This is a genomic window from Photorhabdus stackebrandtii, assembly GCF_011189495.1.
Lineage (GTDB): Bacteria > Pseudomonadota > Gammaproteobacteria > Enterobacterales > Enterobacteriaceae > Photorhabdus > Photorhabdus khanii.
Genome location: NZ_PUJV01000022.1, coordinates 48346 through 61616, shown reverse-complemented (window position 1 = coordinate 61616; position 13271 = coordinate 48346). Strand labels below are relative to the sequence as shown.

At 47.4% G+C, this 13271-nt stretch carries 10 protein-coding genes; 9 read left to right on the top strand and 1 reads right to left on the bottom strand.

Going from position 1 to position 13271, the window contains the following annotated elements:
• The 9 genes from C5470_RS16410 to rpoC form a co-directional block, all read left to right on the top strand.
• A partial coding sequence (locus tag C5470_RS16410; RefSeq protein ID WP_455657253.1) for an EF-Tu C-terminal domain-related protein occupies positions 1 to 233 on the top strand: 233 nt, incomplete at its 5' end.
• Positions 234 to 506: 273 nt separating this feature from the next.
• Positions 507 to 890 carry a preprotein translocase subunit SecE gene (gene secE / locus C5470_RS16405; RefSeq protein WP_021322887.1) on the top strand — a complete coding sequence of 128 codons (384 nt, stop codon included), beginning with the start codon at positions 507 to 509 and terminating at the stop codon, positions 888 to 890.
• 1 nt (position 891) lies between these two features.
• The gene (nusG, locus tag C5470_RS16400) at positions 892 to 1437 is read left to right on the top strand and encodes a transcription termination/antitermination protein NusG (protein ID WP_011144820.1); all 546 of its coding nucleotides are present in this window, start codon (positions 892 to 894) and stop codon (positions 1435 to 1437) included.
• A 156-nt stretch (positions 1438 to 1593) separates the two neighbouring features.
• On the top strand, positions 1594 to 2022 hold the full coding sequence (gene rplK / locus C5470_RS16395; protein ID WP_166290733.1) for a 50S ribosomal protein L11: 429 nt from the start codon (positions 1594 to 1596) through the stop codon (positions 2020 to 2022).
• Positions 2023 to 2025: 3 nt separating this feature from the next.
• Positions 2026 to 2727, top strand: a complete 702-nt coding sequence (rplA, locus tag C5470_RS16390; protein WP_166290731.1) for a 50S ribosomal protein L1 — start codon at positions 2026 to 2028, stop codon at positions 2725 to 2727.
• A 308-nt stretch (positions 2728 to 3035) separates the two neighbouring features.
• Positions 3036 to 3542, top strand: coding sequence for a 50S ribosomal protein L10 (rplJ, locus tag C5470_RS16385; protein ID WP_166290729.1), 507 nt, complete (start codon positions 3036 to 3038; stop codon positions 3540 to 3542).
• Positions 3543 to 3605: 63 nt separating this feature from the next.
• Positions 3606 to 3971 carry a 50S ribosomal protein L7/L12 gene (rplL, locus tag C5470_RS16380; protein ID WP_036845871.1) on the top strand — a complete coding sequence of 122 codons (366 nt, stop codon included), beginning with the start codon at positions 3606 to 3608 and terminating at the stop codon, positions 3969 to 3971.
• Between the two features lie 339 nt (positions 3972 to 4310).
• A complete protein-coding gene (rpoB, locus tag C5470_RS16375) occupies positions 4311 to 8339 on the top strand; it encodes a DNA-directed RNA polymerase subunit beta (protein WP_036845869.1) in 4029 nt (1342 codons plus the stop codon).
• A 130-nt stretch (positions 8340 to 8469) separates the two neighbouring features.
• The gene (gene rpoC, locus C5470_RS16370; RefSeq protein WP_036845866.1) at positions 8470 to 12690 is read left to right on the top strand and encodes a DNA-directed RNA polymerase subunit beta'; all 4221 of its coding nucleotides are present in this window, start codon (positions 8470 to 8472) and stop codon (positions 12688 to 12690) included.
• 271 nt (positions 12691 to 12961) lie between these two features.
• Here the strand turns inward: rpoC and C5470_RS16365 are convergent, their stop codons facing one another.
• Entirely contained in the window at positions 12962 to 13264 is a 303-nt protein-coding gene (locus C5470_RS16365) for a helix-turn-helix domain-containing protein (protein ID WP_036845864.1), read from the bottom strand.
• Positions 13265 to 13271: the final 7 nt, after the last annotated feature.

Genomic DNA, 13271 nt, shown 5'->3' with positions numbered 1-13271 from the left:
GCCGTCATACTCCGTTCTTCAAAGGCTACCGCCCACAGTTCTACTTCCGTACAACTGACGTGACCGGGACTATCGAACTGCCAGAAGGCGTAGAAATGGTGATGCCAGGTGATAACATTCAGATGATTGTTACCCTGATTGCGCCAATCGCGATGGACCAGGGTCTGCGTTTCGCAATCCGTGAAGGTGGCCGTACAGTAGGTGCTGGTGTTGTTGCTAAAGTTATCGCATAATTTTTTGATGTGATTACTCTAAAAGGGCATCAACTGATGCCCTTTTTGTACGTTGTTTTATAAGAACCTATCTCATCAAGAGTTGTTTTTAATTATTGGTGAGATAGGCTCTGATACAACGAATTGGCTATATCTCTCTCAGATATACAATGTCATACTGAATTATGGCGCCAAGTCAGATACAATCACTCAAAATTTTTGGTTCGGTCTGATTTGTTTTGCTCTTGCGAGGCAAGCTGGCTATCTATTTAAATCATAGTTACAGGTTGGTTTATGAGTGCGAATAGCGATGCTCAAGAAAGCAGGCGCGGTCTTGAGGTAATGAAATGGCTATTAGTGGCAGCTTTATTAACGGCTGCTATCGTTGGTAACTACCTTTATCGGGAGTATAGCCTTCCTTTGCGCGCGATAGCGGTTGTTGTTATTGTTGCTCTTGCGGGAGCGGTTGCGCTCTGGACAGCTAAAGGTAAAACCACACTGGCTTTTGCCCGTGAAGCCCGCGTTGAAATGCGCAAAGTCATTTGGCCAACTCGTCAGGAAGCATTGCACACAACTTTAATTGTGGCGGCAGTGACTGCATTGATGTCTTTGATCCTCTGGGGTCTTGACGGTATCCTGGTGCGTTTAGTTTCATTTATTACAGGCCTGAGGTTCTAAGATGTCAGATTCCCCAAAAAAACGTTGGTATGTCATACAGGCATTTTCCGGGTTTGAAGGTCGTGTTGCTCAATCTTTACGTGAACATATCAAACTACATGATATGGAAGATTCTTTTGGCGAAGTGATGGTGCCAACAGAAGAAGTTGTTGAGATTCGTAGCGGCCAGCGTCGCAAGAGTGAACGCAAATTCTTCCCTGGGTATGTGCTGGTACAAATGATTATGAACGATGCAACATGGCATCTTGTTCGCAGCGTACCACGTGTCATGGGTTTTATCGGTGGCACATCTGACCGTCCGGCACCAATCAGTGATAAAGAAGTTGATGCAATTATGAATCGTCTTCAGCAGGTTGGTGATAAACCGCGGCCAAAAACATTGTTCGAACCAGGCGAAATGGTCCGTGTCAGCGATGGTCCATTTGCAGACTTCAATGGTGTTGTGGAAGAAGTCGACTACGAGAAAAGCCGCCTAAAGGTATCGGTTTCTATCTTTGGTCGTGCTACACCCGTTGAGCTGGATTTCAGTCAGGTAGAGAAAGCTTAATTTCTAGGCATATCTTTTGCTGGCTTGCAATAGGCGTGAAATTAACATACAATTTCGCGCCTTTTGTTTTTAGTGGTCTGGCCTGAGAAGGCGGGACTGGAATGACAGGGGAGCCTTTTAAACGAGGCGATATCACCCACACAGAGGAAATTATCAATGGCTAAGAAAGTACAAGCCTATGTCAAGTTGCAGGTTGCAGCTGGTATGGCTAACCCAAGCCCTCCAGTAGGTCCTGCTTTAGGTCAGCAGGGTGTTAACATCATGGAATTCTGTAAAGCGTTCAATGCTAAAACTGACAGCATTGAAAAAGGCTTGCCAATTCCTGTTGTGATCACTGTTTATTCCGATCGTTCTTTCACTTTCGTGACTAAAACCCCACCAGCCGCTGTTCTGCTGAAAAAAGCAGCCGGTGTTAAATCAGGTTCCGGCAAACCGAACAAAGATAAAGTTGGTAAAGTAACCAGCGCTCAAGTTCGTGAAATTGCTGAAACTAAAGCTGCGGATATGACTGGTGCTGACGTTGACGCGATGATGCGTTCAATTGAAGGTACTGCTCGTTCCATGGGCCTGGTAGTGGAGGGTTAATCGATGGCTAAACTGACCAAGCGCATGCGCACAATCCGTGAAAAAGTTGATGCTACTAAACAGTATGACGTCAACGAAGCCGTTGTTCTTCTGAAAGAACTGGCAACTGCTAAATTCGTAGAAAGCGTTGACGTTGCTGTTAATCTTGGCATCGACGCTCGTAAATCTGACCAGAACGTACGTGGTGCAACAGTATTGCCTCACGGTACTGGCCGTTCCGTTCGCGTAGCTGTATTTACCCAGGGTGCAAACGCTGAAGCTGCTAAAGCGGCTGGCGCTGAACTGGTTGGTATGGAAGATCTGGCTGAACTGGTTAAAAAAGGCGAAATGGACTTTGACGTTGTTATCGCATCTCCAGATGCAATGCGCGTTGTTGGCCAGTTAGGCCAAATCCTGGGTCCACGTGGCCTGATGCCAAACCCTAAAGTGGGTACTGTAACGCCTAACGTTGCTGAAGCTGTTCAGAATGCTAAAGCGGGTCAGGTTCGTTACCGTAACGATAAAAACGGTATTATCCACACCACCATCGGTAAAGTTGACTTCGACGCTGACAAACTGAAAGAAAACCTGGAAGCTCTGCTGGTTGCACTGAAAAAAGCAAAACCATCTTCTGCTAAAGGTGTTTTCATTAAGAAAGTTAGCTTGTCCACTACCATGGGTGCAGGTGTAGCGATTGATCAGTCTGGTCTGAGCGCTTCAGTTTAATTTGAACTGAATGTGATTATCGCTTTACCTTGGCGTCAGACTTGTCTAAAATTTGGCGCCTTATGTTTGGCTGGTAGATTATTTATTAGCTAAACAAACAATTTTTCGGTTGGAGCTTGGCCTAATCCAAGCCCCGTCCAAGACCGCAGGTGTAAATGATTACTTAATATCCCTGCGTAGACGGTGACAGAGCCAAATGAAATTCATTTCTGGATTCTGCTCACCGTGTTTTAGAGCTCAGACACCTTTGGTGTTATGAGTGATGTGAGTTCCGGGTTCTTCCCGGTTAATCCAGGAGCAAGAAGCTAATGGCACTAAATCTTCAAGACAAACAAGCGATTGTTGCTGAAGTCAGCGAAGTAGCCAAAGGCGCGCTGTCTGCGGTTGTTGCGGATTCCCGTGGCGTAACTGTAGATAAAATGACTGAACTGCGTAAAGCAGGTCGCGAAGCTGGCGTTTATATCCGTGTTGTTCGTAACACACTGATCCGCCGTGCTGTTGAAGGTACTGAATATGAGTGCCTGAAAGAAGCGTTTATTGGTCCGACCTTGATTGCTTTCTCTAAAGAACATCCGGGCGCAGCTGCTCGTCTGTTCAAAGAGTTCGCGAAAGCGAATCCGGCATTTGAGATTAAAGCAGCAGCCTTTGAGGGTGAGTTCATTCCTGCGGCCAATATTGACCGTTTGGCAACACTCCCAACTTACGAAGAAGCAATCGCACGCCTGATGTCAACCATGAAAGAAGCCGTTGCTGGCAAACTGGTTCGTACTCTGGCTGCGTTACGCGAGTCACGCGAGCAGAAAGAAGTAGCTTAATTGCCGATTTCCTTCGTTGCTTTTTAACGTATAAATTATTTCTGAATTTTAGGAACACTTGTTATGTCTATCAATAAAGAACAAATTCTGGACGCAGTTGCAGGCATGTCCGTTATGGATGTTGTTGAACTGATCACTGCAATGGAAGACAAATTCGGCGTTTCTGCTGCTGCGGCTGTAGCTGTAGTTGCTGGCGCTGCTGAAGCTGTTGAAGAACAAACTGAGTTTGACGTTGTTCTGTCTTCTATCGGCGCTAACAAAGTTGCTGTTATCAAGGCAGTACGCGGTGCAACTGGCCTGGGTCTGAAAGAAGCGAAAGACTTGGTTGAAAGCGCTCCAGCTGTAATGAAAGAAGCTATCAGCAAAGATGACGCTGAAGCACTGAAAAAATCTCTGGAAGAAGCTGGTGCTTCTGTTGAGATTAAGTAAGTTCAGTTTTGAGTTAGCAGCCTGACTTTACAGGCTGACGGCTGGTGATTTTTTAATCACCAGCCTTTTTGCGCTGTAGGGCATTAGTAGCATTTCCACTGTTTGGCTGCTAATTAACCCCCAAATACTTTTTCCTATTGACGACTTAATATACTGCGTTCTCAGCTACGATCCACTCGGGTAGCTCGGTAGTAAGGTAGCGCAATGAAATGATTTAAGAGTAATAGCAATGAGTATTACGGAAAATAATTCAATTTTCTGTTCGAAAAAACAGTGTCGTAAAGAGCTGTCCTTTAGGGCGGGCAGAGTGGGTCACTGATCAGCGAGCTGAGGAACCCTATGGTTTACTCCTATACCGAGAAAAAACGTATTCGTAAGGATTTTGGTAAGCGTCCACAAGTTTTGGATGTACCCTATCTCCTTTCTATCCAACTTGACTCGTTCCAGAAATTTATCGAGCAAGATCCAGAAGGCCAGAATGGTTTAGAAGCGGCATTCCGTTCTGTATTCCCAATTCAGAGCTACAGTGGCAGTTCGGAGCTGCAATACGTTAGCTACCGTCTTGGTGAGCCAGTGTTTGATGTTAAAGAGTGCCAGATTCGTGGTGTCACTTATTCTGCACCTCTGCGCGTTAAACTGCGTCTGGTCATCTATGAACGTGAAGCACCGGAAGGCACAGTCAAAGACATCAAAGAACAAGAAGTCTACATGGGTGAAATTCCGCTCATGACTGACAACGGTACTTTTGTTATCAATGGTACTGAGAGGGTTATTGTCTCCCAATTACATCGTAGTCCTGGTGTATTCTTTGACAGCGATAAGGGTAAAACTCACTCATCCGGTAAAGTGCTGTATAATGCACGTATTATCCCTTACCGTGGTTCTTGGTTAGATTTCGAATTCGATCCAAAAGATAACCTGTTTGTGCGTATTGACCGTCGCCGTAAATTGCCGGCAACCATTATTCTGCGCGCAATGGATTACAGCACTGAAAACATTCTGAACCTGTTCTTCAGTAAGACTGTTTTCGAAATTCGTGACAACAAACTCCAGATGACACTGGTGCCAGAGCGTCTGCGTGGTGAAACGGCTTCTTTTGATATTGAAGCAAACGGCAAAGTTTATGTTGAAAAAGGCCGTCGTATTACCGCACGTCATATCCGTCAGTTAGAAAAAGACGAAGTGAACCGTATTGAGGTTCCGGTTGAATACATCGCGGGTAAAGTTGTTGCAAGAGATTACATTGATGTCAATACGGGTGAAATTATCTGTGCGGCTAACATGGAACTCTCTTTGGATCTGCTGGCACGTTTGAGCCAGGCTGGTCATAAATCTATCGAAACCCTGTTTACCAACGATTTGGATCACGGTGCATATATCTCCGAGACTCTTCGTGTTGATCCAACCAACGATCGTTTAGGTGCATTGGTTGAAATCTATCGCATGATGCGTCCTGGTGAGCCGCCAACGCGTGAAGCAGCAGAAAATCTGTTTGAAAATCTGTTCTTCTCAGAAGATCGTTACGATCTTTCTGCGGTTGGTCGTATGAAATTCAACCGTTCACTGAGCCGAGAAGAAGTTGAAGGCTCCGGTATTCTGAGTAAAAATGACATCACTGATGTCATGAAGAAGCTCATTGACATCCGTAACGGTAAAGGTGAAGTTGACGATATTGACCACTTAGGTAACCGTCGTATCCGTTCCGTGGGTGAAATGGCAGAAAACCAGTTCCGTGTTGGTCTGGTACGTGTTGAGCGTGCGGTTAAAGAGCGTCTGTCTCTGGGTGATCTGGATACTCTGATGCCTCAGGATATGATCAACGCTAAGCCAATTTCCGCCGCAGTGAAAGAATTCTTTGGTTCCAGCCAGCTGTCTCAGTTTATGGACCAAAACAACCCACTTTCTGAAATCACTCACAAACGCCGTATTTCTGCGTTAGGCCCAGGTGGTTTAACTCGTGAGCGCGCGGGCTTTGAAGTGCGTGACGTACATCCAACTCACTATGGTCGTGTATGTCCAATCGAAACCCCGGAAGGTCCGAACATCGGTCTGATTAACTCATTGTCTGTTTATGCGCAGACTAACGAGTATGGTTTCCTTGAAACCCCATACCGTCTGGTTCGTGATGGTGTTGTCACTGATGAAATTCATTACTTGTCTGCGATTGAAGAAGGTAACTTCGTTATCGCACAGGCAAACACCGTATTGGACGATGAAGGTCACTTCGTTGAAGATCTGATAACCTGCCGTAATTATGGCGAATCCAGCTTATTCAACCGTGAACAGGTTGAATATATGGACGTTTCCACTCAACAGGTGGTTTCTGTCGGTGCTTCCCTGATCCCATTCCTGGAACACGATGACGCAAACCGTGCATTGATGGGTGCAAACATGCAACGTCAGGCTGTTCCTACACTGCGCGCTGACAAGCCGCTGGTAGGTACAGGTATGGAACGTGCTGTTGCGGTTGACTCAGGTGTCACTTCCGTTGCTAAACGCGGCGGCGTGGTTCAGTACGTTGATGCATCCCGTATCGTTATCAAAGTAAACGAAGACGAAATGTATCCGGGTGAAGCAGGTATCGATATCTATAACCTGACTAAATACACCCGTTCTAACCAGAACACCTGTATTAACCAAATGCCATGTGTTTCTCTGGGCGAACCCGTAGAACGCGGTGATGTACTGGCTGACGGCCCATCCACTGACTTGGGTGAATTGGCTCTGGGTCAGAACATGCGCGTAGCGTTCATGCCGTGGAATGGTTATAACTTCGAGGACTCCATCTTAGTTTCTGAGCGTGTTGTCCAGGAAGATCGCTTTACAACTATTCACATCCAGGAACTGGCTTGTGTGTCTCGTGATACCAAATTAGGGCCTGAGGAGATCACTGCTGACATCCCTAACGTGGGTGAAGCGGCACTTTCCAAACTGGATGAATCCGGTATTGTTTATATTGGTGCGGAAGTGACTGGCGGTGACATTCTGGTTGGTAAAGTGACACCTAAAGGTGAAACTCAGCTGACGCCAGAAGAAAAACTGCTGCGTGCTATCTTCGGTGAGAAAGCGTCTGATGTTAAAGACTCTTCTCTGCGCGTACCCAATGGCGTATCCGGTACGGTTATCGACGTACAGGTATTTACCCGCGACGGCGTTGAAAAAGATAAACGTGCTCTGGAAATCGAAGAGATGCAACTGCGTCAGGCTAAGAAAGATCTGACAGAAGAGTTGCGGATCTTTGAAGCTGGCTTGTTTGCCCGTATCCGTTCTGTCCTGATTTCTGGCGGCATCGAAGCTGAGAAATTGGATAAGCTGCCTCGTGAGCGTTGGTTAGAACTGGGTCTGGCTGATGAAGAAAAACAGAATCAGTTGGAACAGTTGGCTGAACAGTATGACGAACTGAAAACTGAGTTCGAGAAAAAACTGGACGCTAAACGTCGTAAGATCACGCAGGGCGATGACTTAGCACCGGGCGTGCTGAAGATCGTTAAAGTTTATCTGGCGGTTAAGCGGCAGATTCAGCCGGGTGATAAGATGGCGGGCCGCCACGGTAACAAGGGTGTTATCTCCAAGATCAACCCGATCGAAGATATGCCTTACGATGAAAACGGCACTCCGGTAGATATCGTACTGAACCCACTGGGCGTACCATCACGTATGAACATTGGTCAGATCCTGGAAACTCACCTGGGGATGGCTGCGAAAGGTATTGGTGACAAGATTAACGCGATGCTGAAACAGCAGCAGGAAGTCGCCAAACTGCGTGAATTTATCCAGAAAGCTTATGACCTGGGTGATGAAACCCGTCAGAAAGTTGATCTGAACACTTTCTCTGATGAAGAAGTTATGCGTTTGGCGGAAAACTTGAAAAAAGGTATGCCAATTGCAACACCAGTATTTGATGGTGCGAAAGAGAAAGAAATTAAAGAACTGCTGAAACTGGGTGACTTGCCAACTTCTGGGCAAATTACCCTGTTTGATGGTCGTACTGGTGAGCAATTCGAACGTCAGGTTACAGTTGGCTACATGTATATGTTGAAACTGAACCACCTGGTGGATGACAAAATGCATGCTCGTTCAACCGGTTCGTACAGCCTGGTTACTCAGCAACCGCTGGGTGGTAAGGCGCAGTTCGGTGGTCAACGCTTCGGTGAGATGGAAGTGTGGGCATTGGAAGCATATGGTGCCGCGTACACCTTGCAGGAAATGCTCACCGTCAAGTCCGACGATGTTAACGGCCGTACCAAGATGTATAAAAACATCGTGGATGGCAACCACCAGATGGAGCCAGGGATGCCGGAATCCTTCAACGTATTGTTGAAAGAGATCCGCTCTCTGGGTATTAACATCGAGCTGGAAGACGAATAAACCGTATTCCCGCTGGTACTGCCCTGAATGGATATGACGGGCAGTTTACCAGCCAGTGGTTGCACTGGTCATAGGGGAGAGTGGCATGGGCCGTTCTCCTGACAGGTCTAACTCCGACAGGAGCCATTTCGTGAAAGACTTATTGAAGTTTCTGAAAGCGCAAACTAAGACCGAAGAGTTTGATGCGATCAAAATTGCTCTGGCCTCACCAGATATGATCCGCTCGTGGTCATTTGGTGAAGTGAAAAAGCCGGAAACTATTAACTACCGTACGTTCAAACCTGAGCGTGACGGCCTTTTCTGTGCCCGTATTTTCGGACCGGTAAAAGACTATGAGTGTTTGTGTGGTAAATACAAGCGCTTAAAACACCGTGGTGTGATTTGTGAGAAGTGTGGCGTAGAAGTTACCCAGACTAAAGTTCGTCGTGAGCGTATGGGTCACATCGAACTGGCTTCTCCAACTGCACACATTTGGTTCCTGAAATCATTGCCATCCCGCATCGGTTTATTGCTGGATATGCCTCTGCGTGATATTGAGCGCGTACTGTACTTCGAATCCTATGTGGTTGTAGAAGGCGGTATGACCAGCCTTGAACGCAGTCAAATCCTGACAGAAGAACAATACCTGGATGCACTGGAAGAGTTCGGTGATGAATTTGATGCGAAGATGGGTGCGGAAGCTATCCAGTCTTTGCTGAAAAATCTCGATCTGGAAAATGAGTGTGAAACTCTGCGTGAAGAGTTAAATGAAACTAACTCTGAAACTAAACGTAAGAAGTTGACCAAGCGTATTAAGCTGTTGGAAGCATTTATTCAGTCCGGTAACAAACCAGAATGGATGGTTCTGACCGTTCTGCCAGTTCTGCCGCCTGATTTACGTCCACTGGTTCCATTGGATGGCGGCCGTTTTGCAACGTCGGATCTGAACGATCTATATCGTCGTGTTATTAACCGTAACAACCGTTTGAAACGTCTGCTAGATCTGGCTGCGCCGGATATCATCGTTCGCAACGAAAAACGTATGTTGCAGGAAGCAGTTGATGCCCTGTTGGATAACGGTCGTCGCGGTCGTGCCATTACCGGTTCTAACAAACGTCCTCTGAAATCCCTGGCTGACATGATCAAGGGTAAACAAGGTCGTTTCCGTCAGAACCTGCTGGGTAAACGTGTTGACTACTCAGGCCGTTCTGTAATCACCGTAGGCCCTTACCTGCGTCTGCATCAGTGTGGTCTGCCTAAGAAGATGGCGCTGGAGCTGTTCAAGCCATTCATCTATGGCAAGCTGGAACTGCGTGGTTTAGCGACGACGATTAAAGCAGCCAAAAAGATGGTTGAGCGCGAAGAGGCGGTGGTATGGGATATCCTGGATGAAGTGATTCGTGAACACCCGGTTCTGCTGAACCGTGCACCAACACTTCACCGTTTGGGTATTCAGGCATTCGAACCGGTTCTGATCGAAGGTAAAGCGATTCAGTTGCACCCATTGGTGTGTGCGGCATATAACGCCGACTTCGATGGTGACCAGATGGCTGTTCACGTACCGCTGACACTGGAAGCCCAGTTAGAAGCGCGTGCATTGATGATGTCTACTAACAACATCCTGTCTCCTGCGAGTGGTGAGCCAATCATCGTGCCATCTCAGGACGTTGTTCTGGGTCTGTATTACATGACCCGTGACTGTGTTAACGCTAAAGGCGAAGGTATGGTGCTGACCGGGCCTAAAGAAGCAGAACGCGTATACCGCGCAGGTCTGGCTTCTCTGCATGCTCGTGTTAAAGTTCGTATCTCAGAAGAAGTGAGAGATGGCGAGGGTAATATCACCACCAGCACTGGTCTGGTTGATACTACTATTGGTCGTGCAATTCTGTGGATGATCGTGCCAAAAGGTCTGCCTTACTCTCTGGTTAACCAACCACTGGGTAAAAAAGCTATCTCCAGAATGCTGAACACTTGCTACCGTGTTATGGGCCTGAAACCAACAGTTATCTTCGCTGACCAGATCATGTACACCGGTTTTGCCTACGCTGCGCGTTCAGGTGCATCTGTTGGTATTGATGACATGGTTATCCCAGAGAAAAAAGCTGGGATCATCACGGAAGCAGAAGCAGAAGTTGCTGAAATACAGGAACAGTTCCAGTCTGGTCTGGTAACTGCTGGCGAACGTTATAACAAAGTTATCGACATCTGGGCCGCAGCAAACGAGCGTGTAGCTAAGGCAATGATGGAAAACCTGTCCACTGAGACAGTCATTAACCGTAACGGTGAAGAAGAACAACAGGTCTCCTTCAACAGCATCTTTATGATGGCTGACTCTGGTGCGCGTGGTTCCGCCGCTCAGATCCGCCAGTTGGCAGGTATGCGTGGCCTGATGGCTAAACCAGACGGTTCCATTATCGAAACCCCAATCACCGCGAACTTCCGTGAAGGCTTGAACGTACTCCAGTACTTCATCTCAACCCACGGTGCCCGTAAAGGTTTGGCGGATACCGCACTGAAAACGGCGAACTCTGGTTATCTGACTCGTCGTCTGGTTGACGTTGCACAGGATCTGGTTGTTACAGAAGACGACTGTGGTACGCACGACGGTATTCTGATGACGCCGGTCATTGAAGGTGGTGATGTTAAAGAGCCACTGCGTGAGCGTGTATTGGGTCGTGTAACGGCAGAAGATGTTCTCAAGCCGGGTACTGCTGACATTCTGGTTCCACGTAACACCCTGCTGAACGAAAAATGGTGTGATCTGTTAGAAGAGAGCTCTGTTGACAGCATTAAAGTACGTTCCGTTGTAAGTTGTGAAACTGACTTTGGTGTTTGTGCGAACTGTTATGGTCGTGACCTTGCTCGCGGACACATCATCAATAAAGGCGAAGCTGTTGGTGTTATTGCGGCGCAGTCAATTGGTGAGCCGGGTACACAGCTGACGATGCGTACGTTCCACATCGGTGGTGCGGCATCCCGTGCAGCAGCGGAATCCAGCATTCAGGTTCGTAACAAAGGTAGCCTGAAACTGTTTAACGCGAAATCCGTTACCAACTCCGCAGGTAAACTGGTGATTACTTCCCGTAACACCGAATTGTGCTTGATCGACGAATTTGGCCGTACTAAAGAAAGTTATAAAGTGCCTTACGGTGCGGTATTGGGTAAAGGTGATGGTGAAGCAGTTAACGGCGGCGAAACTGTTGCTAACTGGGATCCACATACCATGCCAGTAGTCAGTGAAGTATCCGGTATCATCCGTTTCGCCGATATGGTAGATGGTCAGACCATTACCCGTCAGACGGATGAGCTGACGGGTCTGTCTTCACTGGTTGTTCTGGATAGTGCAGAGCGTACCGGTAGTGGTAAAGACTTGCGTCCGGCACTGAAAATCGTTGATGCCAAGGGTGACGATGTATTGATCCCAGGTACTGATATGCCTGCTCAATATTTCCTGCCAGGCAAAGCAATTGTTCAGTTAGACGATGGTGTCAGCATCTCTGCGGGTGATACGTTAGCGCGTATTCCTCAGGAATCCGGCGGTACGAAAGATATTACCGGTGGTCTGCCACGTGTTGCCGACCTGTTCGAAGCGCGTCGTCCGAAAGAACCTGCAATCCTGGCTGAAGTCAGTGGTATTGTCTCCTTCGGTAAAGAAACCAAAGGTAAACGCCGTCTGGTTATCTCCCCATTAGATGGTGGTGATGCTTACGAAGAGATGATCCCTAAATGGCGTCAGCTCAACGTATTCGAAGGTGAGGTTGTTGAGCGTGGTGATGTGATCTCCGATGGTCCAGAGTCTCCACATGACATCTTGCGTCTGCGTGGCGTTCATGCGGTTACCCGTTACATCACCAACGAAGTTCAGGAAGTTTACCGCCTGCAAGGGGTTAAGATTAACGATAAACACATTGAAGTTATCGTGCGTCAGATGCTGCGTAAAGCAACCATCGAAAGTGCAGGTAGTTCCGAATTCCTGGAAGGCGAACAGGTTGAATATGCCCGCGTTAAAGTGGCAAACCGTAAGCTGGAACAGGAAGGTAAAGTCCCTGCAATTTATGGACGTGATCTGTTAGGTATCACCAAAGCGTCTCTGGCGACTGAATCCTTCATCTCTGCGGCATCGTTCCAGGAAACGACCCGCGTGCTGACAGAAGCGGCGGTTGCGGGTAAACGTGATGAACTGCGTGGCTTGAAAGAGAACGTCATCGTAGGTCGTCTGATCCCAGCCGGTACGGGTTATGCTTACCATCAGGACCGTATGCGTCGTCGTCAGTTGAATGAGCCTTCTGAAGCACCACAAGTGAGTGTAGATGAAGCAACTGCAAACCTGGCAGAACTGCTGAATGCTGGTTTTGGTGGCGATAAGAAGTAATTCTGTAGAGTACCATCGCTAATTAAATGCCCTCCTTTTTGGAGGGCATTTCAACCTATTGATAACGTACCAATTTTTTACTTGGTGCTCTGTTTTAATCGAGTTCCGTTCACCAAATGGAGCTTGCCGCCACGAATCCTCTCGCCCAATTTTTCTTTCTGAAAAGAGTTCAATTTGAAGACCTTGTTCCTCACAATCATCTGGCGCGTAAAAAAGTCGATGCAGACATTGATTCTGAATATATCTGTGAGTGTTACCGGGGCGTTCGTAGTTAAACGGAAAATCCGTAGTGGGTGCCGTCGGGCAACTCGATATCGAGGCGCAGCTTGCTACCTGTTGCCTCAACGTAACGTTTGAGGGAAGACAGTTTCAAGTCGCGGCCAAGCTTCTCCATGTCAGAAACCGTGGGTTGCTTGATACCAAGAGCCAGAGCTATTTCGCTTTGGGTCTTCTGTACCCGCTCACGAAGTTCTGCCAGATGGATGTTTAATAACATTTCTGTTGCCGCAGCTTGTGCATTGGCAACAACTTCGGGCTTTTCATTTGCTAATATTTGATCAAGCGTTCTTGCCATAGTATGT